Origin of the sequence: Neorhizobium galegae (assembly GCF_021391675.1) — a bacterium.
Lineage (GTDB): Bacteria > Pseudomonadota > Alphaproteobacteria > Rhizobiales > Rhizobiaceae > Neorhizobium > Neorhizobium galegae_B.
Map to the genome: position 1 here is coordinate 252,402 of NZ_CP090096.1, position 21,864 is coordinate 274,265.

At 61.6% G+C, this 21,864-nt stretch carries 18 protein-coding genes; 11 read left to right on the plus strand and 7 right to left on the minus strand.

All coding sequences use genetic code 11. The annotated features are described in order from the left end of the window. Positions 1-270 precede the first annotated feature (270 nt). A complete protein-coding gene (locus LZK81_RS24000) occupies positions 271-1,857 on the minus strand; it encodes a tannase/feruloyl esterase family alpha/beta hydrolase (protein WP_233957560.1) in 1,587 nt (528 codons plus the stop codon). A 61-nt stretch (positions 1,858-1,918) separates the two neighbouring features. After that, complete coding sequence (locus LZK81_RS24005; protein ID WP_233957864.1) at positions 1,919-2,896, minus strand: LysR family transcriptional regulator; 978 nt, start codon at positions 2,894-2,896, stop codon at positions 1,919-1,921. A 124-nt stretch (positions 2,897-3,020) separates the two neighbouring features. On the opposite strand from LZK81_RS24005, the gene LZK81_RS24010 reads away from it, so the two are divergent. The 10 genes from LZK81_RS24010 (at position 3,021) to LZK81_RS24055 (ending at position 15,984) form a co-directional block, all read left to right on the plus strand. Continuing rightward, positions 3,021-3,941, plus strand: a complete 921-nt coding sequence (locus tag LZK81_RS24010; protein WP_046606488.1) for an ABC transporter permease — start codon at positions 3,021-3,023, stop codon at positions 3,939-3,941. A 10-nt stretch (positions 3,942-3,951) separates the two neighbouring features. Next, the gene (locus LZK81_RS24015; RefSeq protein ID WP_046606490.1) at positions 3,952-4,791 is read left to right on the plus strand and encodes an ABC transporter permease; all 840 of its coding nucleotides are present in this window, start codon (positions 3,952-3,954) and stop codon (positions 4,789-4,791) included. Between the two features lie 41 nt (positions 4,792-4,832). Further along, positions 4,833-6,410 (plus strand): ABC transporter substrate-binding protein, encoded by a 1,578-nt coding sequence (locus LZK81_RS24020; protein WP_233957561.1) that lies wholly within the window; start codon positions 4,833-4,835, stop codon positions 6,408-6,410. Further along, a complete protein-coding gene (locus LZK81_RS24025; protein WP_326491527.1) occupies positions 6,410-7,246 on the plus strand; it encodes a creatininase family protein in 837 nt (278 codons plus the stop codon). The genes LZK81_RS24020 and LZK81_RS24025 overlap by 1 nt, the downstream gene beginning before the upstream one ends. Then, positions 7,243-8,895: an ABC transporter ATP-binding protein gene (locus tag LZK81_RS24030; RefSeq protein WP_233957563.1), complete on the plus strand. Its 1,653-nt coding sequence runs from the start codon at positions 7,243-7,245 to the stop codon at positions 8,893-8,895. Before LZK81_RS24025 ends, LZK81_RS24030 begins: the two co-directional genes overlap by 4 nt. After that, positions 8,892-9,569, plus strand: a complete 678-nt coding sequence (locus LZK81_RS24035; protein WP_233957564.1) for an RraA family protein — start codon at positions 8,892-8,894, stop codon at positions 9,567-9,569. The genes LZK81_RS24030 and LZK81_RS24035 overlap by 4 nt, the downstream gene beginning before the upstream one ends. Continuing rightward, positions 9,569-11,116, plus strand: a complete 1,548-nt coding sequence (locus LZK81_RS24040; RefSeq protein WP_233957565.1) for a gamma-glutamyltransferase — start codon at positions 9,569-9,571, stop codon at positions 11,114-11,116. The genes LZK81_RS24035 and LZK81_RS24040 overlap by 1 nt, the downstream gene beginning before the upstream one ends. Before the next feature lie 11 nt (positions 11,117-11,127). Continuing rightward, complete coding sequence (locus LZK81_RS24045) at positions 11,128-12,000, plus strand: N-formylglutamate amidohydrolase (protein ID WP_233957566.1); 873 nt, start codon at positions 11,128-11,130, stop codon at positions 11,998-12,000. Between the two features lie 182 nt (positions 12,001-12,182). Then, the gene (locus tag LZK81_RS24050) at positions 12,183-14,612 is read left to right on the plus strand and encodes a PAS-domain containing protein (protein WP_233957567.1); all 2,430 of its coding nucleotides are present in this window, start codon (positions 12,183-12,185) and stop codon (positions 14,610-14,612) included. Between the two features lie 97 nt (positions 14,613-14,709). Continuing rightward, positions 14,710-15,984, plus strand: coding sequence for a GGDEF domain-containing protein (locus LZK81_RS24055; RefSeq protein ID WP_233957568.1), 1,275 nt, complete (start codon positions 14,710-14,712; stop codon positions 15,982-15,984). A 34-nt stretch (positions 15,985-16,018) separates the two neighbouring features. Here the strand turns inward: LZK81_RS24055 and LZK81_RS24060 are convergent, their stop codons facing one another. From LZK81_RS24060 to LZK81_RS24080, 5 genes are read right to left on the minus strand one after another with little or no spacing between them, the layout of a single operon-like run. Next, complete coding sequence (locus LZK81_RS24060) at positions 16,019-16,945, minus strand: dihydrodipicolinate synthase family protein (RefSeq protein WP_233957569.1); 927 nt, start codon at positions 16,943-16,945, stop codon at positions 16,019-16,021. A gap of 10 nt (positions 16,946-16,955) precedes the next feature. Then, the gene (locus tag LZK81_RS24065; protein WP_233957570.1) at positions 16,956-17,837 is read right to left on the minus strand and encodes an SMP-30/gluconolactonase/LRE family protein; all 882 of its coding nucleotides are present in this window, start codon (positions 17,835-17,837) and stop codon (positions 16,956-16,958) included. After that, a complete protein-coding gene (locus LZK81_RS24070) occupies positions 17,834-18,664 on the minus strand; it encodes an NAD-dependent epimerase/dehydratase family protein (protein ID WP_233957571.1) in 831 nt (276 codons plus the stop codon). The genes LZK81_RS24065 and LZK81_RS24070 overlap by 4 nt, the downstream gene beginning before the upstream one ends. 45 nt (positions 18,665-18,709) lie before the next feature. Continuing rightward, the gene (locus LZK81_RS24075; RefSeq protein ID WP_046606503.1) at positions 18,710-19,429 is read right to left on the minus strand and encodes a FadR/GntR family transcriptional regulator; all 720 of its coding nucleotides are present in this window, start codon (positions 19,427-19,429) and stop codon (positions 18,710-18,712) included. Further along, positions 19,429-19,713: a hypothetical protein gene (locus LZK81_RS24080; RefSeq protein ID WP_233957572.1), complete on the minus strand. Its 285-nt coding sequence runs from the start codon at positions 19,711-19,713 to the stop codon at positions 19,429-19,431. The genes LZK81_RS24075 and LZK81_RS24080 overlap by 1 nt, the downstream gene beginning before the upstream one ends. Before the next feature lie 195 nt (positions 19,714-19,908). On the opposite strand from LZK81_RS24080, the gene LZK81_RS24085 reads away from it, so the two are divergent. Then, the gene (locus LZK81_RS24085; RefSeq protein ID WP_046606506.1) at positions 19,909-21,858 is read left to right on the plus strand and encodes an ABC transporter substrate-binding protein; all 1,950 of its coding nucleotides are present in this window, start codon (positions 19,909-19,911) and stop codon (positions 21,856-21,858) included. The last annotated feature ends 6 nt before the right edge of the window (positions 21,859-21,864 follow it).

Sequence of the window (21,864 nt, forward strand, 5' to 3'; positions counted from 1 at the left end):
ATTTCAAATCGAGAAAACGAGGTAGGCCCGGCTGCTCCTTTCGGTGGTGCCGAGTGGACATGTCCACAACAAGCTCCTGTTCCGCGGCAGGCGCGGCTTTCTCCCCCATATGGACGCGGAAATAGATCGTCTGGCGGATATGCGAATCACGAGCGGTGAACAATGATGGTGATGCGGGAAGACCCCCACCATCAGCAATGGTCCCGCCTTGCGACTGGAGTCCGGAATCCAGTCGCTTGCGCTCAATCGTGCAAGACCAAGGGACTTATGTTAGCGGTTCCGGCAGTCGAAACTTGCCGCGCTGTCGATATTTCCGTCCCCCTTGTATTGCGCGTAGGACGGGTAGGGGCATAGCGGACGGGTCCGACCGGGGAAAGCCTTGCCCGAAGCTTCGACACTCCGCGGAGCTTCATCCTTTTCTACCCAGTCGACCAACTCGGTCAACATGTCGAACTGATCGAGACCGGCGGGGCCGCCACGGCAATGGGCCATGCCCGGAACGAGATAGAGCTTGGCCCAGTCCTCCACCCGCTTGCTGGTCTTGGTCGCCGTGCTCATCCGGTTGAAGAAATCGACCGTATCGTTGGAGGAGAACCACGGATCACTCACTCCATGGAAGAAAATGATCTTGCTTCCCCGGGCGGCGAAGGAACTGAGATCCGTCCATTGATCGGCGTTGATCAGCCTTTGCTGCGGATCGTCGATGTCGGCCTTCTGAACGGCATCGTCCACATCGAAACTCATGGCGTTATTCTTGAACTGCCGGTTGCGCTTGTCATCGAACCGCATGAGCCCTGGAATGGGATCTGCCGTGCTCATGACGCCCGTATCGTAGGGAAACGCCACATAGGCGGGCCGACCTGATGCATCGAGTGTCGGCGAAAACGTCTCAGCCACCACGTCCACCTGCTGCTTCGTGAGGCACCCGTCGGCTTTTCCGGCAGGGCAAAGGAGGCTCGCCGGATCGAATTTGCAAGCGGCTGCGTTTGCGATCATCCCGTCCTCGATGCCATCGAGACCATCACAGGACTTCAGTATCCCCTTGAGGACCAGATCGCGATCACCGTCCGAGAAGGCTTTCGTTCGGTCCGGAGCGCCGTCAGCGCCGGCCGGCGATATCTTGTTCATCGCAACGTTCTTGGCAGCGAGCGACATGTTCGAACGGCTTGTTCGCATGGCCGGAGCCCCGGAGATAATGCCGTCGAACAACGTGGGAAATCGTTGCGCCGAGGCCATCGCCTCGCGCCCGCCGGTTGAGCATCCTGCGAAATAGGAGCGATCAGCGACCTTGCCGTAATAGGTGGCGACCAATGCCTTGCCGAGCACCGTGACCTTCTCGACCGACCAGCCGGCGAAATTCAACGTGGCAATCTGATCCGCCCGGAAGGAGGCGTCCCAGGCTTCGCCCTTGTGGCCGCTGTCATGCGAAATGACGGCGAAACCACGGGAAAGACCATTTTGCGTTCCGGCGGCCACGTCTCCCAGGGCCGGCCGCACCACGCCATTCAGGCCTCCGCCGCCTTGCACCAGAAACCTTCCTGTCCAACTGTCCGGCAAAGCAATGGAAAACCCGATGGCATAAGCCTTGCCGTCCGCGCCGGTGCGCTGTTCGAACGAACCACTGACGAGACAATGTCCCGGTCCCTTGTCCTTGATGTGATCGGCGCTCGCGACCTTCATGTCGAACCCGGCCAGTTGAAGGGTCTTCGCCGCCGAGCATCTCGCTTCGGGCGAAGAATCCGCGGCGACGGCCGGCGTCAAGCCGGGCATGAGGGCAACAAACGCTGTGGCTACAACCAGCCTGATCATATCCGATCGTCCTCCTCCATGACGCAGCCTCCTCAAGCCGCGCCGCAATCGCACCAGATTTCAGGCTCCCTGTCAATCAATGGCTGCGCCGCTTGCCTGCCCCAGCTGGCTATTCGGACCGTCCGTCGATCGTTTCCAATTGTGCCGGCGGGATGGACCTGGCTGGCCACTTGATAGCGGTCCTCACGTCCTTCGTTGCTGCAATCCGACGCGTCGTCTCGACAAAATCGAGCACGATCTTCGATTTTTCCTCCGCATGCCAGGCGACGAGCAGTTCGACTTCGGCGGGGATGTCGTCGAGCCGCCTGTACACGAGGTATGGGCTTGGATTGTGGGCGAGCCAGGACGGCGCGATCGCAATCCCGACGCCGGCCGCCACCAGTGTGCCGATCGCCAGGGTATGCGAGACCTCCTGCACGATGACCGGGTAGACGCCGGCCCGGCGCAGTGCGCCCATGATCGCGTGGTAGTAGCTCGCTCCCACGGTCGGGGCATAGGTGATGATGGGCTCGCCGGCGAAATCTTTTACAGTCAGGTCTTCCTTCTGCGCCAGCCGATGCTCCCTGGGCAGCACCGCCACGAAACCTTCCTGCAAGATATGCTCGGTCTTCAAGAAACCTGTCGGGTTGGTCGGGCGGATGAAGGCCACCTGCACTTTACTGCTCTGGAGCAGTTCGAGCTGCTGTGCGGTGCCGAGCACCTGCACGTCGACGGTCATCGCCGGATAGCGTTTTCGAAAGTCCGAAATTACCGGCGGCAGGACATGCGATAGCGCCACATGCACCCCGCTGACGGAAATCGTTCCGCTATCGTCACCGGAAATGGAACGGGTATGCGTGACCGCCCTGTCGATACCTCCTAGGATTTCCTGGGCGTGACGCAGGAAGATCTCGCCGGCAGGCGTCAGCTTCACGCGGCGCGTCGTGCGGCGGAAAAGCTTGGTGCCGAGGCGATCTTCGAGCTGCCGGATCTGTTGGCTGAGCGGCGCCTGCGCCATTCCGAGCTTGTCGGCGGCGCGGCTGAAATGCAGCTCTTCGGCGACGCAGGCGAAATAGTGGAGGTGACGAAATTCGATGCCGTATTTCATATCCAAAACATATCAATACTCCCATGATTTTGTAATAGATAATAATCTATTCCCGTGATTAGTTTTAAAAAAAACGACAATAAAATTGGAACAGCTGGAGCTTCGGCTTCCGAAACGGAGCGTAATGACGCGTTTCTGGGTGTTAAAAATTTTGCGGACCGTGTTGACGCTTTGGTTCGTGGTGACTTTCGTATTCGTGGTGCTGAGAACGTCCGGGGATCCGGTCGTGGCGCTTGTCGGCGCCGATGCCACCCCTGAGGAAGTCGAACAGTTTCGCCAGCTCTGGCGTCTCGATGACCCGCTCTGGATCCAGTATTTCCGCTACGTCATCCAGATGGCGACCGGCCAGTTCGGCATTTCCTATCGCGACGGCCGCGAGGTCATCGACATCATCGCCGAACGGGTTCCGTGGACGCTGATCCTCGGCCTTTTCTCCTATATCGGGGCCATCCTGATCGGCGTTCCGGCCGGCATCCTCGCCGCCATCAAGCGCGGTTCGACCTTCGACAACCTGATCATGGCGACCGCCGTGTTCGGCTTCGCCCTGCCGAACTTCTTCCTCGGCATCCTGATGATCCTGCTCTTCTCGCTTAGCCTGCAATGGCTGCCGAGTTCCGGCACCGGCACCGTCTGGCACCTGATCATGCCTGCGATCACGCTTGCGACCTTCACGGCCGGCACCCTCGCCCGCTTCACCCGCTCGGCCATGCTGGAAGTGCTGGACAAGCTCTATATCCGGGCCGCGGCCGCCAAGGGCGTTGGTTACTGGAAACGCATCATCTTCCACGCGCTACCGAATGCCAGCATCCCGCTCGTCACCATTATCGGCCTTAATCTCGGTGAACTGATCGGCGGCGCCATCGTCGTCGAGACCGTGTTCGCATGGCCGGGCGTCGGGCGGCTGCTGGTGACGGCCGTGTCCTCGCGTGACCTTGCCGTGGTTCAGGGGCTGGTGCTGGTCATGGCGGTGACGATGGTGCTCGCAAATCTGGTCGTCGACCTGCTCTACGGCCTCCTCGACCCGCGCATCCGCGTGCAGAATTGAGGGCCGGCAGATGAAGCGCGTTTCCCCCATTCTCGTTTTCGCCATCGTCATCCTGGCGATCACGGTAATCGTCGCCATCATCGGCAATGTCTTCACGACGCACGGCGTGTCGCAACAGAACCTGCTGGCCCGCCTGAAGCCGCCGGCCTTCATGACAGGCAGCAATCCGAGCTTCCCGCTCGGCACCGATCGCATCGGCCGCGACATGGTCGCAAGAGTGATTGCCGGTCTGCAGATGTCGCTTTCGGTGGCGATTGCCGGCACGATCATCGGCGCCGTCTTCGGCTCCGTTGTCGGCTTCATCTCCGCGCATTTCCGCGGCTGGGTCGAGGAGGTGCTGATGATGCTGGTCGACTTCCAGGCGTCGCTGCCATTCATCCTCATCACCCTGACGCTGCTTGCCTTCTTCGGCAACAGCATGACGCTGTTCATCATCTTGATGGGCCTGTTCGGATGGGAGAAATACGCCCGCCTCTCCCGTGGCGTGGTTCTTTCGGCGATCAACCAGCCTTATGCCAAGGCGATCGTCGCGCTCGGCGCCGGCAACGGCCGGCTCTATCTCAAGCATGTGCTGCCGAACGTGGCGAGTGCCCTGATCGTCCAGGTGACCCTGACGTTCCCGCAGATCATCCTCCTGGAAACCTCGCTCAGCTTCCTGGGCCTCGGCATCCAGGCCCCCCAGACCAGCCTCGGCCAGATCCTCGGCGACGGCCGCGACTACCTCTCGACCGCCTGGTGGATCTCGGTCTGGCCCGGGTTGGTCATTTTTCTCGTCACTCTTTCGATGAGCATCGTCGGCGATTGGCTGCGTGACCGCCTCGATCCGATGCTGCGTGCCCGAACAACCTGAAAATGCCGCTCGAACATAAATGAACAAGGGAAGGTGGAACGATGTTTACAAGACGTGAAGTGGGAAATCTCATCCTCGGAGCGGGGGCACTGTCGATGGTGGGCAGCCTCCCGAAGGCAAATGCCGCCGACCGGCCGTCGCTCAATATCGCGGTCGACAATCTCTGGGTCAATATGGCGACGATCAACGGCATCTCGACCACGTCGCGCCGTATCTTCCCGAATTTCTACGACAACCTCGTCGACCGCGACTACATCAAGGACGAGAACGGCCTGATCTTCGCGCCGAAGCTCGCGACGAAATGGGAGCAGAAGGGCAATATATGGACCTTCACGTTGCGTGAGGGAGTGAAGTTCCACGACGGTACCGAGATGACGGCGGAAGACGCGGTCTTCACGCTGTCCCCCGAACGTCTCTGGGGCGCAAAACCATTCGAGCCGCGCGGCAAGACTTTCACCGCCGGCTTCAAGCGCGTCGAGGCAACCGGGAAATACACGTTCGAGATCGAGACCGAGCGGCCGGACCCGAATATCCCGAGCAAGCTCACCGGCTATATCGGCTTCGTTGTGCCGAAGAAATATTACATGGAAGTCGGCGTCGACGCCTTCGGCCAGAAACCGATCGGCACCGGCCCCTACAAGGTGACGACCTTCCGCTCCGGCGAGATCATGGTCCTGGAAGCCTTCGACGACTATTGGGGCGGCCCGCCGCCGGTCAAGCAGATCTCATGGAAGATCGTTCCGGAATTCGCCGCCCGCATGGCTGGTCTCGTCTCCAAGGAATTCGACTTTATCGTCAACATTCCGACCGACCAGGAAGCAGCGCTCGAGAAATACCAGGGCGTGACGCTGAAGCGCGTTCTGGCCGACAACTATCCGGCCTTCGCCTTCAACACCCGCCCCGATCCGGTCGACAATCCGCTGGTCGATCCGAACCTGCGCTACGCCATGGTCCAGGCGATCGACATGAACGCGATCGTCCAGGCGCTGTTCAACGGCACCACGGAACATCCGGCGGTACCCTTCAACTTCACGGAATACGGCAAGTTCTACGATCCGAAGGCGCCGGTGAAGCTTCCCTACGACGTCGCGGCCGCCAAGGCGCTGGTCGCCAAGACCAAATACAAGGGCGAGAAGCTCATCTGGCACATCACCCGCCAGTATTATCCGAACTACGAGGCGGCAGCCGAGATCATGGTCGAGCAATGGCGCGAGGTCGGCATCAATGTCGAGGCGCAGATCCTCGACAATTTCGAACTCGTCTATCGCCGCCCCTACCATCTGATGAACATGTCGATGAGCTCGGACTTCATCCCCGGCGACCCCTACCAGCCGCTGTGGCTCGATTGGGGCCCGACCGCATCGCGCTCCACCGCCACCTGGAAGACCTGGGATCCGACGCCGGAATATCTGGCCGCCGGCAAGAAGTTCGACGAGGCGATCGAGTTCGAGGACCGCAGACGAGCCTATCTGGAACTTTCGGATGCCTGGCAGAAGGTGACGCCCGGCTACTACATGTGGAAGAGCGTCTACAACTGCGCCCACCGCGCCGGCATCCAGTTCAAGTTCAAGCCGAACGGCGAGATGCGCATCTACGGCGATTACTTCAAGTTCGTATGATGAGCATCAAACGCAAGCATGCGCTGAAGGACATGACGTTCGCGGAGTTCCGCGAACTTCTTTCCGAAAAGCCCGTCATCCTGCTGCCCTTCGGAAGCCAGGAGGAACAGGGACCCCATGCCCCGATGGGCGATTTCATGCTGACCGAAGCGGTGGCGGCAAAAGTGGCGGAAGCCTCCTACGCGATCGTCGCGCCGATCATCCCCTTCGGTTACGCCGATTTCTTCAAGACCATCCCGGGCGGCATACAGTTCCGTGCGTCGACCTTCTCGGCCGTGGTCGAGGATACCGTGACCGCCTTTCTGGATCACGGCATCGAGCATATCCTGATCCTGAACGGCCATACCAGCAATGCGCCGCTTTTCGACCAGACGCTTCGCCGCATCCGCGCCGAGCGCGGCGTTTCGGTCGCCTTCATCAATCTCTGGCAGGCGATCCCGGATGCGCTCTGGAAGGAGTTGCACGGTCCCTCGGTCGCTGCGGTCCGCGGCCATGGCGGCGATCCGCTGACCTCGATCTACCTGCATCTCTTCCCCGAATTGATGCGTATGGACCTCGCCCGCCCCTCGGTGCGTGAAAAGGCCTTCGGCCTGCCGACCGGCGGCGTCAACAACGTCCAGTTCGAGGGCATGCCGGTGCATGTGCCGCTCAATTGCGACGAGGTGAATGCCGACGGCATGCTCGGCGGCGACCCGTTGCTTGCCAGCGCCGAGAAGGGCGAAAAGATGGTCGAACATCTCGTCGGCTTCTGCGCCCGTTTCGTCGAACATCTGCGCCGCTGCGACATGCGCTCGGTGACGGCCTTTTCACCGCAGACGGAAAAGGCGGCATCATGAGCAACGAGCGGCTTTCCATCGAGCGCCTGAACGTGCCGCTGCCACGCGGCGCCGATCGCGCCTTTGCGGTCGAAGACCTGTCGCTGTCGGTCAGCAAGGGCGAGATCCTCTGCATCGTCGGAGAATCCGGTTCCGGAAAATCGCTGACGGCGCTCGCCGCCATGGGGCTCCTGCCCCGCAACCTCGGCAAGCCCCAAGGCAAGGTAATGTTCGAGGGCAAGAACCTGCTGACCCTCGATGAAGCGACCCGCCGGGACATCACAGGGCGGCGTATTGCGATGATCTTCCAGGAGCCGACCGCCGCCCTCAACCCGATCTTCCGGGTCGGAGAGCAGGTGTCGGAGACGTTCCGGATCCACACATCGTTCTCACAGGCGGAGATCCGCAAGAAGGTCATCGATCTCTTCCGCGAAGTGCAGCTTCCCAATCCGGAGCAGATCTTCCATTCCTATCCGCACCAGCTTTCCGGCGGCCAGTGCCAGCGCGTGATGATCGCGACAGCACTTGCGCTCGATCCGTCCGTGCTGATCGCCGACGAACCGACCACCGCACTCGATGTCACCACCCAGGCGCAGATCCTCAAGCTGATGCTCGACCTGCGCGCCCGGCACGATACCGGCATCATCTTCATCACCCATGATTTCGGCGTCGTCGCCGAGATCGCCGACCGCGTCGCGGTGATGCAGATGGGCAAGCTGATCGAGATCGGCACGCGTGACGAAATCCTCAACCATCCGCAACAGGATTACACCCGCCGCCTGCTCGCGGCCGTGCCGACGCTGACACCGCGCAAGGAACGCGAAGGCCTCGGCAGTCCGGTGCTGATCGCCAAAAATATCGTCAAGACCTTCTCCCGGTCCGGCCTTTTCGGCGGCGGCCGCACGGTGAAGGCCGTGGACGACGTCGATATCACCATCCGCCGCGGCGAGACGCTGGGCTTGGTCGGCGAATCCGGCTCCGGCAAGTCGACGCTGGCGCAATGCGTCATCCGCCTCGTGCAGCCGGAAAGCGGCGACATCCTGATCTCCGGCGGCGATTTCGCCGGCCTCAACGGCAAGGCGCTGCGCGAGGCACGCCGCAAGGTTCAGATCGTTTTCCAGGATCCGTATACCGCGCTCGATCCGCGCCAGAAGGTCGGCGACTCCATCGCCGAAGGCCCGGTCATCCACGGCCTCGACCGCAAGGCGGCGATGGCCCGCGCGCTCGACCTCCTCGAAGCCTGCGGCCTCGACCGCGCCTCGGCGACCCGTTTCCCGCACGAGTTCTCCGGCGGCCAGAGGCAGCGCATCTGCATCGCCCGGGCGCTTGCCGTCGAGCCGGAACTGCTGATCGCCGACGAGAGCGTCTCCGCCCTCGACGTCTCTGTGCAGGCGCAGGTGTTGAAACTGCTCGCCGACATGCAGGAACGGCTCGGCTTCGGCATCCTGTTCATCACCCACGACCTCAGGGTCGCGAGCCAGATCTGCGACAATATCGCGGTGATGCGCAACGGGCGGATCGTCGAACGGGGCGATCCCGCCTCGCTGTTCGGTGCGCCGAAGGAAACCTACACGAAGGAACTGCTCGCCGCCGTGCCCGGCAAGGGCTGGCAGCACCACGCCAGTGAAAACGAGACCGGGACGGCAAAGTCCCGGGAGGAAACCCCATGAAGAAATATCATATCGGCAGTGCGCCGAAACAGGTCGATCCGGAACTCATCGCCAAGTTCGAAAGCGTCGAAGTCGCGACCATCGGCCATTTTCGCCACCGCGGTTTCGTGCACCATTCGATCACGCCGGTGGTCGAGCCTGGCAGGACGCTGGTCGGCACGGCGGTGACGGTGGCGATCCCGGCGACCGACTCCACCCTGCTGCATCATGCGATCGGCTTCATCCGCCCCGGCGATTTCCTGTTCGTCGACAGGCTCGGCGACGACCGGCATGCCTGCATCGGCGGCGGCGTCGCCTTCGCGATCAAGACGGCGGGCGCCATCGGCGTCGTGCTCGACGGTCCGTGCACCGATGTCGAGGAGATCCTCGAACTCGATTTGCCGTTCTGGTCACGTGGTGTCTCCGGCATCACCACCAGGCTCAACGATCTCGGCGGCTCGCTCAACCTGCCGATCTCCTGCGGCAACGTTCCGGTGCTTCCGGGCGATGTTGTCGTCGCTGATGCGAGTGGCATCGTGGTGATCCCGGTCGACGAGGCCGAGGAGGTCGTCGAGGAAGCGATTGCGCGACAGGCGCGCGCGGGCCGCAACAAGGACAAGGTCGCTGCCGGCGAAAAGCTTGGCGACTTATCGGGCGCAAGCCGCCTGGTTGCTGCCGCGCTGGAGCCGAAATGATGGAAAATCTGCAATACAATCACCTGCGCGTCGAGCGCGGCATCTATCGCAAGGTGGCCGGCGTCAGCGAACGCGGCGTCGTCACCTCCCAGCACTACGCGGCGGCCGAGGCTGGGGCGGCGGTCCTGTCGGCGGGCGGCAATGCCGTCGACGCCGCCGTGACCGCCGCCTTCACCTTGCAGACCGTCGAACCCTGGATGACCAGTCTGGCGGCCTGCGGTTACATGCTGGTCGCCCAGCCGGACGGAAAGGTCGAGGTCGTCGAATTCACGGGGCGCGTGCCTTCGTATTTTGACGAGGAATTCTATAAGCCCGATCCGAGCATCAAGACCTTCATCGGCCACCCGGCGTCGATCGACAACCGCAACGTCCGCGGCTTTACCGCGGCCGTCGTGCCCGGCTGCGTGCGCGGCTTCGCGGAAGCGCTGAAACGTTACGGCACGATCGGCTTCGACCGGGCACTTCAGCCGGCAATCGATCGTGCACGCAAGGGCATGTATGTCGACTGGCACACGACGCTGGCGATAGCGATCGCCGAAGGCGAGCTCGCCATGGATCCCGGCGCCCGGTCGATCTTTCTCCCGAGCGGCCACGCGCCAGAGCCCGGCGCCACCCTGCCGCTCGCGCAGCTTGCGAAGACACTGGAGCAGCTGGCCAACGAAGGCCCGGATTCGCTCTATGGCGGCGCGATCGGCGAGAAGCTGGTGACCGACCTCAATGCCGGCGGCAGTTCGATGACTTTGGAGGACTTAAGCAACTACGCTCCCCTCCTCTACCCGTCCCGGACCATGCCATTGCAGGGCAAGACCGTGCATGTGGCGGGAGAAACCAGCGCCGGCCAGCGGCTCTTCGACGCGCTCGATCACTTCGACAGGAAGCGCGGAAAAGGCCCGGTCGACGCTGGTTTCTTTACAGCCATGGCCGAAGCCCTCTGGGAGAGTTTCGGCGCCCATCGCAAACGCCTCAACCCGGCCGAGACGACCAACAAGACCAGCACGACGCAGGTCAACGCGGTGGATTCCGAAGGCCGGATGGTGGCGATCACCTTCACGCTGCTCAACCGTTTTGGCGCCCGCGCGCTGTCGCCATCGACGGGCATTCTCTTGAACAACGGCATGTCCTGGTTCGACCCGACGCCCGGCCGCGCCAACTCGCTGACGCCGAACGCCTATGCGCCGAGCAACATGTGCCCGGTGGCGATCACCGACGAGAACGGCGCTTTTGCAGCTTTCGGTGCGGCCGGCGGCAACCAGATCGTTCCTTCGCTTGCCCAGCTTACCGGCATGATCCTGCATGCGGGGCTCGATATCGAGGAGGCGATGAACATGCCGCGCATGACGACCGGCCCGCATAGCGACATCATCGTCAATGTCGACATGCCGGCCGATCAGATCGAAGCCCTCGAAAAGATCGCCAAGGTGAAGCCCGCAGCGGCCGTCGTCTATCCCCGGCCCTTTGCCGCTCCCGGCATGATCGGCAGGCGCGGCAGTGCCTTTATCGGCATGCCCGACATCACCTACCCCGCTGCCTACGCCGCCACGGCCTGAACGAGGCTCCCATGACCGACCTGACCTTCGCCCCCGTCGACATCGACGGCGTTCTCGAGATCATTCCGCCGACTGCGCCGACCATCCCCATGGTGTTCGACTCGCCCCATAGCGGCCTGACATTGCCGGATTTCGAGCGCACCGCTTCCGACGAGCTGGTGCGCGCCGCTTCCGACACCTATGTGGACGATCTCTTCGGCTTCGCCCCCTCGATCGGGGCTCCGCTGCTGATCGCCCATTTTCCGCGCAGTTTCCTCGACCTCAACCGGTCGATGAAGGATGTCGACCTGGAAATGGTCGAGGGCAAATGGCCTCATCCGACGCGCGACAGCGCCTCGGCCCGCCGCGGCATGGGTCTCACCTGGCGTTACGCCTGGGGCGACACACCGATGTATGGCCGCAAGTTGACAGTGAAGGAGCTGGAGGACCGCATCGACACCTATTGGCGGCCCTACCACCGCGAAATGGTGCGGCTGCTCGACGAGACCTATGCGGCCTTCGGAAAGGTCTATCACATCAACTGCCATTCGATGCCGGCGATCGGCCACGTGCTGTCGCCCGATCCGGCCGGCACGGTCCGCAAGGATATCGTGGTCGGGGATTACGAAGGCGTGGCGAGCGAACCGGATTTCGTGAAACTGGTCGTCGAAACGCTGGAAGGTTTTGGATACTCGGTGTCGCTCAACGTACCCTTCAAGGGCGCCGAGCTGGTTTCTGCCTACAGCGCGCCTGGCAAAAACCGCCACAGCATCCAGATCGAGCTCAACCGCAAACTCTACATGGACGAGGATACCCGAGAGAAAATAACCGATTATAATGAGTTGAAGGTCAATCTCGCCAGGCTCGGCACGGTCATGCGCGACTACGTCCTGCACAAAAGCTGAGAGGCTTCGGGCGCCACCGGGTCCCGCAACAGCGCGCATAAGCTCTCCTTAACGCTCAATACGTATTGTGGGCGTGCAACAGGCCAGCGCGGAATGGTAGGCGACCTTCATTGACGACAGCGGTTCCCCTTCGATTGCATTCATCGTCGCTGCCCGCGGCTCCGGACGGTCGGGCCGCTCCGATGCTGGTCGCCCAGAACATCACTCATCGACGGACGGCTGTTCTCGTCATGGGCGCGGATGCGGCCAAGCTGGACCTCGATCGGCTTCCGGCAGAAAACATCGAGATCTCGGCTGTTCCAGCGTGCGACCGCTTGGAGGACCTCCAAACGATCGTGGAGGAGTCACAACCCCACCTGATCCTGCTCGACATTCAATTCGCAGACTTGTGCGGCGTCCAAATCTGCCGCCAGCTGAAACGCAGTTCGGCGACGTCTGAAATACCGGTAATCCTGGTCACTCCCGAAGGCGATATCGATGGAAGGATCGCTGGTTTTGAGGCCGGTGCGGCTGACTGTGTCTCAAGCACGATCGACAGCAGGGAACTTGGCGCGCGCGTGAACGCACAACTCGCATCGAGCCGCATTCGCAAGCAGATTGTTAGTCAGGACGAACAGCTTCGAACCGCACTCGCCAGCATGAGCCAGGGTGTTTGCCTCTTCCACGCGGACGGTACATTGGCCTTGTCCAACAGTCGCTACGCCGAGGTTTACGGGGTCGATCCGGCCCTGATCCACCCCGGGCAGTCGCTCGAAGACATTATAAAGTTGAGGGACGAAGTCGGAGCCTTTCCAACGATGTCCACAGAGGAATACCTCGCATGGGCGGAAGACACCAACGCTGGCGCTTCGTCGCAGGTGTGGATTAAGGAACTTAAATCGGGCAAGGTCATCCGAGGCTGCCATCAGCGTACTGCTGACGGGGGCTGGGTGTCGACGCATGAGGACGTGACCGAGGCGCGACTAGCCGAACGATCTCTTGCTCAAGCTCATGCGCTGGCCGAGCGCGCAGAGCAGGAGGCAAGAGCAGCCCATGCGCGGCTGCTGGCCGCCTTCGAAGTCGTCCCGGAAGGCCTGGCACTGTTCGATGAAGATGATCGATATGTGATGTGGAATCGCCGCTACGAACAGCTCTACGCTGAAAGCGGTGCTCCCATCGTCAAGGGCATGGGTTTCGAGGAAAGACTTCGCAGCGGGCTGCAGCGTGGCCAGTATCCCGAAGCGATCGGCCGTGAGGAGGAATGGCTGGCCGATCGATTGGCTCGTCATGCGGAGCCGAAGAGCGCCCATGAGCAGCGCCTCCCGGGGAACCGATGGGTCCGGATAGAGGAGCGACGCGTCTCGGGCGGCGGAAGCGTGGGGATTCGCGTCGACATCACGGATCTCAAGATGCGTGAGGCTTCCTTCCGGCTGCTATTCGAAGGAAACCCCCTGCCGATGTGGGTTCAGGACCGGGAGAGCCTTCAATTTCTCGACGTCAACCAGGCGGCTCTTGATCACTACGGTTATGATCGTGACCTTTTTCTTTCCATGACACTCCTGGACATCCTTCCCCCGGAGGATCGGGAAAGAATGAAAGCCGCGGTCACCGATGCGGAGCAGGTGAGCGACGTCAATCGGTCTCAGCGGCACCGGACGGCTTGCGGAGCCGAAATCGAGGCCTTTATCTATTCGAGCCAACTTGCCTTCGACGCTCATCCGGCGTCCCTGATTGCCGCAGTCGACGTCACCGAGCGAAAACGTGCGGAAAGGGCACTGCTTCAGCATCGCGATGATCTTGAGGAAACAGTGCGCAGCAGAACTGCAGAAATTGCGCGTCAGGCTACGGAACTGGAACGGATGCTCGATCAAGAGCGGCAGGTCAACGAGCTGCAGCGGCAATTCGTCTCCATGGCGTCTCACGAATTCCGGACGCCGCTTTCGATCATCGACGGCGCGGCGCAGCGTCTCGTTCGCCGCAAGAACGCGGTGACCTCGGAATTCATCAGTGAGAAGACGGAGCAGATCCGCAGCGCAGTTTCGCGAATGCTGGAATTGATGGAAAGCATCCTCGCAGTCGGGCGCTTGGATCACGGCCACATCGATATCGTCCGCAAGCCATGCGCACTGGGCGACATCATTGGGACCTGCATTGCGCGGCAGGAAAGTATACGCAAATCGCACCGGTTCCTGCTCGATCTGGAGCGGCTTCCCTCGACGATCTACGGCGACGGTGCGGCGCTGGAGCAGGTGTTCACCAATCTCTTCTCAAATGCTGTAAAATACGCGCCGGACTCTCCAGACGTCTATGTGACGGGGTGGCAGGAAAACGACTGTGTCCAGATTACCGTTCGCGACGAGGGCATCGGCATCGACGCGGACGACTTGCCCAAGATGTTCGGGCGCTATTTCCGGGCGAGAAGTTCATCCGGCATCGCGGGGACGGGTATCGGCCTCAACCTAGTGAAGCAGGTGATTGAGTTGCATAACGGCGAAATTCACGTTGACAGCGTGAAGGGTGAAGGAACCGTGTTTACAATCAAGCTGCCGATCGCGAGGCCTGAGCAAACGGAGAAGGACGCGGCTCAAACGTTGACCGACCAGATAGGCCTGCCGATCGAGGTTCAGCCCTAAAGTAACAACAGGCAAGCTCGAGGTGGATTGCGGACCCGGCTCCGATCGGTTCAATGGCCCGCCTTGTCCCCGGTCATCGGGGCCCTAAATCCGGCACATGGACGCTGAGCGAATCACAGGTTCTACCAAACCGGCAAGACCGTCTTCGCGGAAACCTCTCCAAAGGCCGAGCCCGGCCATTGTGGAACAAGTCGAGCGCCTACTGGGTGGGCGCACGCGGAATATCCGGCTCAACGGCGAGCTGGCCCGGCTTTTTCGCGAACGCTCCTGGCCGCAGACCGCCAAGATCATCCGCGCGTGGATGATTTGGGTCAGCGTGCTCGACGTCCTGACGTTGGGCCTCTACGCGATCTTGCTTCCGACCGAAACCGTGATGTCGATGCTTTGGCCGGCATCCATCCTTCCCCCCGCGGCTCTCGTCGCCGCGATGGTCTTTCTGCGGCCACGCCCTTTGTGGCTGCAGGGAGTTTTCCTCCTCTCGGCTGTCTTTTTCATCCTCCTGTCCGTAGCCTTGGTGGGCGTCAACGCCGGTGGCGAGTTTTATGAGCGCCATCTGACCATCATGCTTTTCGTGGCCGTCACCGCCATCATCATATTCCCCATCCTGCTTGGCTGGGCGATGGCGATCGGTGCTTCGGCCCTTGGTATCTACCTCGTGTTTCAACTGCACAATCCAGGTATCGAGGTGGGAAGTGCGCTGGCCAGCGCTCTGTTTTTCGCGAGCGGCGTGGCAGCAACCATTGTTGCCCGACGCACCGCAACGATCCTGGCTCACAAGAGTTTCTTGCTCGAGTTGCGAGACCGAAGTCGCCTCGCCGAGCTTGCTGACGCCAATTCCCAGCTGGAACTGCTTGCACGAACCGACCCGCTGACCGGTGTCGCCAACCGGCGCTCGATGATGGAAACGCTCTATCGTTTCTGGAACGAGGACTTAACACGAACCAGAGGCGCGGCGATGCTGATGTGCGACGTCGATGATTTCAAGCGCCTCAACGACAGTCTCGGGCATGCCGAAGGCGACCGCTGCCTGGTGAAGGTTGCCGGCATCATCCAGAGCAGCATGAGAGACGAGCGGGACCAGGTCGCCCGTTACGGAGGCGAAGAATTTCTCGTCTTCCTCCCAGGCGCTGATGAACAGGAGGCCAGGATTGTCGCTGAAAGAGTTCGCAGCCGCGTAGAAGCTGCGTCGCTTCCCAACCCCACCTCCCGCGTCGTTCCTTATGTCACGGTCAGCATCGGGGTAGCGGCGCTGATGCAGGACCGCGAACTCGTATCGGCGGAGCATCTTCAGCGCCAGGCGGACGCCGCGCTCTACCTTGCCAAGAAGGCCGGCCGGAACTGTCTGATAGTTCATGCTCCAGAGACCGGCTAAACCTCCGATTAAACCTGCTCCACCCGAGCCGACTTCAATATCCGGATGCTCGGCCAATCAGGGATGGCCATTTGCCGAGCGTTTCGGTCAATTTTATCCGGTCTTCCGGAGCGAGCCGCGGCAGGCCCGGGACCCGCACTTCGCCGACGGAAATGCCAAGCTCTATCTCCACGGCTTCCTTGACGACCGTAACGTTTGCGCCGTTGCGGTATTGCGTGCGCATCCGCTCGAAGGGCTCGATGATTCCGATCATCCGGCGAGCCTCCTGATAATCTCCGGACTCAAGTGCGGCATGAATCGCCAGCGAAATTTGAGGCGCGACATTGACGAGACCGGAAGTGAACCCCCGGGCGCCGGCAGCGGTGAAGGCTGGCGCCCAGCTTTCCGCCAGGCCGCAAACGAACAGCGCGTTGCCCGCAGCGGATGCCGCGACGACCCGAGATAGAAGCAGGATGTCAGTCGTCGCAAACTTGATGCCGGCGATGTTCGGATGAGCCGCGAGCCGCAGCATGTCGTCAAGGCTGAAACCATCCGCCCTGACGTAAGCGACCATCGGCAGCGGGGAGGCATCGGCGAGATTGCGGAAATAATCGATCTGGGCGGCGGGCGCTGCGAAAGGATCGACCGGCTGATGCGACATGACGGCGGACGCACCGATCGTCTTGGCTGTCCTTGCCATGGCAATCGCCTCTCGCAACGAGCGCCCTACGGCAGCCGTCACCGGCGCCTTGCCGTCAACGCCCGCCACTGCCGCTTCGGTAACGACCGTGATTTCCGCCGGAGTGAGCGCATAAAACTCACCGGTATTGCCGGCCGCGACGATGTTGTGGATGCCGGCTTTCGCCACCCGCGCGTAAATCGCACGGGTGACAGCGATGTCGACCTCGCCATCCGCTCCGTAGGCGGTGATCGGTACGCCGGAAATGCCGGTCAGGATTTCGCGAAATGTCTGGATATCCATGAGCTTTTCCTCAGATTGCGAAGCGATGAACAGGCGTGCCGCGGACCCCCGGCTCGAAGGCGTAGATCGTGCCGTCTTCGAAAGTGCCGTTGTTGTCGGTGGAGAGCGTGGTCACGTAGAGAGTAGCGAGATCGGGTCCGCCGAAGCAGGGCATGCTCGGCCCCTTGGCAGGCATCAGATAGGCCTCGACAACCGTTCCATCCGGCGAGATGCGGTTGAGCCGTCCCCCCTGCTGGCCGGCGATCCAATAGAATCCATCGGCATCCACGGCGGCGCCGTCCGGCCGTCCTTCCTCCGGTGTGAAATCATGCAGGCGGCGAGGAGGGCCTGTGACGCCGTGCGCCGGATCGAAATCGAAGATCTGCGCGTAGAGCCCACTGCTGTCGGAATGGTACATCGTCCGCCCATCCGGGCTCCAGGCGATACCGTTGGAGGTCATCAGGTCGCCATCGATCATTGTGTCGAACGACCCGTCCGGCTTCACCCGGTAAAGGCGGGCATTGCCCGTCTGCGGCATCGCCTCGTCGCGGGTGCCGACCCAGAAGCAACCGTCCGGCCCGGCCTTTCCGTCGTTAAGCCGACTGTCCGGCCGTCCGCCGTCCGGGTTGCAGAGCAGTTTCATCGAACCGGTTTGGGGGTTCAGCAGATATACGCCGCTTTCCAGCGCCACCGCGACCTCGCCATTTTCACAAAGAGCCAGGCAGCCGATCTTCACCGGCATCTCGAACCGATCGACAGCGCCGCCGGCCCGCAGGCAGATTGCCGCGGGTGCCAGGATGTCGACGAACCAGAGATCGCCGGTGCGCTCGTCCCAGGTGGGGGACTCTCCGACCTTAAGGGGAAAGTCGATGACGCGGCGAACCTTCGGTGTAATGATCTTTGTTTCGCTCAACGCGCAGCCTCCGTGAATACGATCAGTCCGTTCTCGTCCCGGAGCCGGATTGTACCGTCGTGTTGCGGATCGCAGAAACCTCCACCCTGGAAGAATGCGGCGGCCGGGCTTTCATCCACCGGCTCAAGGCGCAGATGATCGCGGGAGAAATCCTGTGGCCGGTAGCCGAGCCGCTCGGCTAGTTCATCCTTCCACCAGCCGGCATCGTTGCGCGACATGCCGTAGACGACCGCCGCAGCGATGTCGGGATGGGTGAGGCCGATCTTCACAAGCTGGAACAGGTCGCGCGGGCTGATCCAGATCGCCGCCGCCCGTTCGCTGTTCGGATAAGGACCGGCATTGCCGATGCGGATCGACAGCGTGCGGATACCCGCCTTGTCGTAATAAAATCCGGCGACCATCTCGCCCCAACATTTCGACAGGCCGTAGCGCGTGTCGGGACGCGGCACGTCGAGGGGCGTGATCGTCCGGGACCGGGGATAGAAGCCGGTGGCGTGATTGCTGGACGCGAAGACGACGCGGTTCGTGCCATTGGCGCGGGCGGCATCGTACAGATTGTAGGTGCCAAGAATATTGCTCTGCAGCATGTCGCCGATCTCGGCCTCGCGGGGAAGCCCGCCGAGGTGAATGACGCCGTCCATGCCCTCGAGCGCGGCACGCATAGAGGCGGCATCCGCGAGGTCGCCCTCGAAGAAGCTTTCGTTCGACGCGAGTTCTTTCGCCGGCCTGATGTCGATCAGCCTGATGTGTTCCGCCTCGGGGCGCAGAAATCCCCTAAGCTGCGTGGCGATATTGCCCGCACCACCTGTTATCGCAATCCGTTTCAACACCCCTCCTCGCGATGCCTCGCATCGCATGAAATCGAAGGTCTCCTAGCCTCCCACACCCTGAAACATGCGGGCGCGCGCATTCAGTATATGGTTCTTCATGGCGTCATGGGCCGCCGTTTCCCGCCGTGCCAGGATCGCCTCCACGATCGCCTGATGCTCGTCCTGCACGTGCCGCACATGCAGCGGCGTCCGTTTCAGGCTGAGGCTGCGGGTCACCGACATGCCGATCGAAAAATGTGGCCTGAACCAATCGCGGACGGTGACGTGGAACTGGTTGCCGGTCGCCGCGGCGATGGCGTCGTGCAGGTACTGGTCCTCCTCCGCACCAAGTTCGCCGATCTCCAGGCAGTGTTCGAGGGCCGCAAGCGCCGAAAGGATACGAATCCTGTCATTGGCCTGCCAGTTGCGTGCCGCCAGTTCTGCCGCTTCCGCCTCAAGTCCGGCGCGGAACTCGAAGAACCGTTGCACGTCGGCAAGCGATCCGACCGGAACCTGCTTCAGCACCGACGAGTCCGGCCGCTGTCGGACATAGGAGCCGGATCCCTTGCGAGACACGATCAACTCGTCCCTGCGAAGCCGCTCCAGGGCTTCGCGCACCACGGGCCGCGATGCCCCGAACATGACTGCAAGATTCGGCTCGGAGGGAAGGCGCTCGTTGATGGGAAAACGGCCGTCGGCGATCATGCCTACGATCTTCTCGTAGATGATGTCGCTGAAACGAGGTTCCGCCTTCGCGGCCGCTATCACGCCCGATTGGTTCATCAACGTCCCTTTTCACGTCTCCATTCGCGAAAGGCCTGCTCGGCTTCGGCTTCCGGTGGATAAAGCCCGAAAATGCCCTCGCCCGCCCTCACACGCTCTTCGGCGAAATCCTCGAAAACGGTCTGCTCGAAGGCTCCAGGCCCAACAAGGCGCGGAGCACCCTTGTTGATCTTGTGCACGTTGCGAATGAAGACGTTCCGCAGGCGGTGCTTCAGAAGCACCGACGTAAGCGTGGCTGTCGAGACGCTTTTCAATTTTTGGCGCGAGTCTTCGCTGAAAGTCATGCGTCTCCTCCCTGTCGACATGGCTCTTTTAAACCAGCAGTATGTAACCTGTAAAAATCTGTCAATACTTGTAATCATCTGAAAACCTGCTTATGGTCGTTTTAGCCGATGGGATGGAGGTCCTCGGCGGTCGTGGCGGTAGGGAACCTGTCATCGATCGCCTTTCAGGTCGGCGGTTCATTTGGGAGGAAATTAATGCGCGACGACGAAAATATGTCTTCCGGCGTTACCCGCCGGACGTTCCTCGCAGGCGTTGGCGGGGCCGTTGCCCTGTCAGTTGCGGGCGGCAGCGCCAGCGCGGCTGCGACCAAGGAGGCGCCGCAGCTTGCGGCTCTCGTCAAGGACGGCAAGCTTCCGCCGCTTGCCGAACGTCTTCCGAAGAACCCGATGGTCGTGAAACCCTGGGAAAAGATAGGTACCTACGGCGGCACGCTGCGGCGCGGCCTTCGCGGCTCGTCTGACCATAACGGCATCCTGCGCATGGTCGGCAATCAGGGCCTGGTACGCTGGAACATGGACTTCACCCAAGCTCTGCCGAATCTCGCGGAGAGGTGGGAAGTCAATGCGGATGCTTCGCAGTTTACCTTCTACCTCTTGAAGGGCGCGAAGTGGTCGGACGGCCATCCGTTCACGGCCGACGACGTGGTGTTCGCCATCGAGGATGTCGTCAAGAACAAGGAACTCTACAGCTCGACGCCGGCGCAGATTTCCGTGGCCGGCAAGCCGGTCGTGGTCGAAAAGATCGACGACTACACCGTCAAGTTCACCTTCGCCGCAGCCAACGCGCTTTATCTGGAAAACCTTGCGACCCCGCTCGGCCAGCATCCGACGCTGTTTGCCAAGCACTACTGCAGCAAGTTCCTGCCGAAGTACAACCCGAACCTCGATGCGGACGTGAAGGCAGCCGGCTCATCGAGCTGGCCGGACCTCTTCCGCGCCAAGTGCGGCGATATCGAAATTCCGCAGCGCTGGGGCAATGCCGAGAAGCCGGTGCTCGATCCGTGGATGATCAAGGAGGCCTATTCCGGCGGCGCGACCCGGGTGCTGATGGTTCGCAATCCCTACTTCTGGCAGGTCGACACCGAGGGCAACCAGCTGCCCTATGTCGACGAACTGAATTTCGGCATCTCGCAGGACGTCGAGTCGCTGATGCTCAACGTCATCTCCGGCAAAATCGACATTCAGGAGCGTCATATCAACTCGCTCGCGAACAAGCCGACGCTGTCGCAGAACATGAAGAAGGGCGATTACCGACTGCTGTCGCTCGTGCCGTCCGCGGCGCAGCAGTGCTCGCTCTACCTCAACATGACCCACAAGGACCCGGTGCTGCGGAAGATCTTTGCAGACAAGTCGTTCCGCCAAGCGCTGTCGATGGGCATCAATCGCCAGGAAATCATCGACATCGTCTACTTCGGGCAGAGCGAGGGCTACCAGACCGGCCCGCGCCCCGGCCACCCGTGGTATCACGAGAAGCTGGCACGGCAGTTCACCGAATTTGCGACGGACAAGGCCAATGCCATGCTCGACAAGGCTGGCCTCGACAAGAAGAATGCCAACGGCATCCGTCTCCGGCCTGACGGCCAGCCGCTCTTCTTCGCGGTCGACGTCATCCCGACGCTCTATCCCGACCTCGTCGACGTGCTGGAACTGGTGAAGGCGCATTGGACGAAGATCGGGGTGAGCATGAAGGTCAACACCATCGAACGCGCGCTCTATTATACGAGAGGCGACGACAATGCCCATGATGCGCAGGTCTGGCCGGGTCCCGGCGGCCTCGACCCGATGCTCGATCCGCGCGACTTCTTTGCCTTCCATCCGCAGGGATCGCGTTACGCCATTCCGTGGACGCTCTGGTACACGTCCAACGGCGCCAAGGGCGAAGAGCCCCCGGAAAGCCAGAAGAAGCGCTTCAAGCTCTATGACGAGGCTCGTTCTACGGCCGATGTCGACAAGCGCGGCGCGATCATGAAGCAGGTCTTCGATATCGCTGCGGAAGAATTCGAAGTCATGGGGATCTGCCTCGCTGTGGGGGGCTTCGGCGTGATCCGCAACAATCTGCGCAACGTCCCGGAAAAACAGCCGGACAGCTGGTCCTGGCCGAACCCTGGCCCTGCCCTGCCGCAGCAGTTCACGTTCACGAGCTGAGCGGGC

Excerpts from the sequence above, each read along its gene's own strand:
- LZK81_RS24020 (WP_233957561.1), top strand. The coding sequence starts at position 4,833 with ATGTTTACAAGACGTGAAGTGGGAAATCTCATCCTCGGAGCGGGGGCA.
- LZK81_RS24005 (WP_233957864.1), bottom strand. The coding sequence starts at position 2,896 with ATGAAATACGGCATCGAATTTCGTCACCTCCACTATTTCGCCTGCGTC.
- LZK81_RS24040 (WP_233957565.1), top strand. The coding sequence starts at position 9,569 with ATGGAAAATCTGCAATACAATCACCTGCGCGTCGAGCGCGGCATCTAT.
- LZK81_RS24015 (WP_046606490.1), top strand. The coding sequence starts at position 3,952 with ATGAAGCGCGTTTCCCCCATTCTCGTTTTCGCCATCGTCATCCTGGCG.
- LZK81_RS24050 (WP_233957567.1), top strand. The coding sequence starts at position 12,183 with ATGCTGGTCGCCCAGAACATCACTCATCGACGGACGGCTGTTCTCGTC.
- LZK81_RS24010 (WP_046606488.1), top strand. The coding sequence starts at position 3,021 with ATGACGCGTTTCTGGGTGTTAAAAATTTTGCGGACCGTGTTGACGCTT.
- LZK81_RS24030 (WP_233957563.1), top strand. The coding sequence starts at position 7,243 with ATGAGCAACGAGCGGCTTTCCATCGAGCGCCTGAACGTGCCGCTGCCA.
- LZK81_RS24080 (WP_233957572.1), bottom strand. The coding sequence starts at position 19,713 with ATGACTTTCAGCGAAGACTCGCGCCAAAAATTGAAAAGCGTCTCGACA.
- LZK81_RS24060 (WP_233957569.1), bottom strand. The coding sequence starts at position 16,945 with ATGGATATCCAGACATTTCGCGAAATCCTGACCGGCATTTCCGGCGTA.
- LZK81_RS24085 (WP_046606506.1), top strand. The coding sequence starts at position 19,909 with ATGCGCGACGACGAAAATATGTCTTCCGGCGTTACCCGCCGGACGTTC.
- LZK81_RS24075 (WP_046606503.1), bottom strand. The coding sequence starts at position 19,429 with ATGAACCAATCGGGCGTGATAGCGGCCGCGAAGGCGGAACCTCGTTTC.
- LZK81_RS24035 (WP_233957564.1), top strand. The coding sequence starts at position 8,892 with ATGAAGAAATATCATATCGGCAGTGCGCCGAAACAGGTCGATCCGGAA.
- LZK81_RS24055 (WP_233957568.1), top strand. The coding sequence starts at position 14,710 with ATGGACGCTGAGCGAATCACAGGTTCTACCAAACCGGCAAGACCGTCT.
- LZK81_RS24025 (WP_326491527.1), top strand. The coding sequence starts at position 6,410 with ATGAGCATCAAACGCAAGCATGCGCTGAAGGACATGACGTTCGCGGAG.
- LZK81_RS24045 (WP_233957566.1), top strand. The coding sequence starts at position 11,128 with ATGACCGACCTGACCTTCGCCCCCGTCGACATCGACGGCGTTCTCGAG.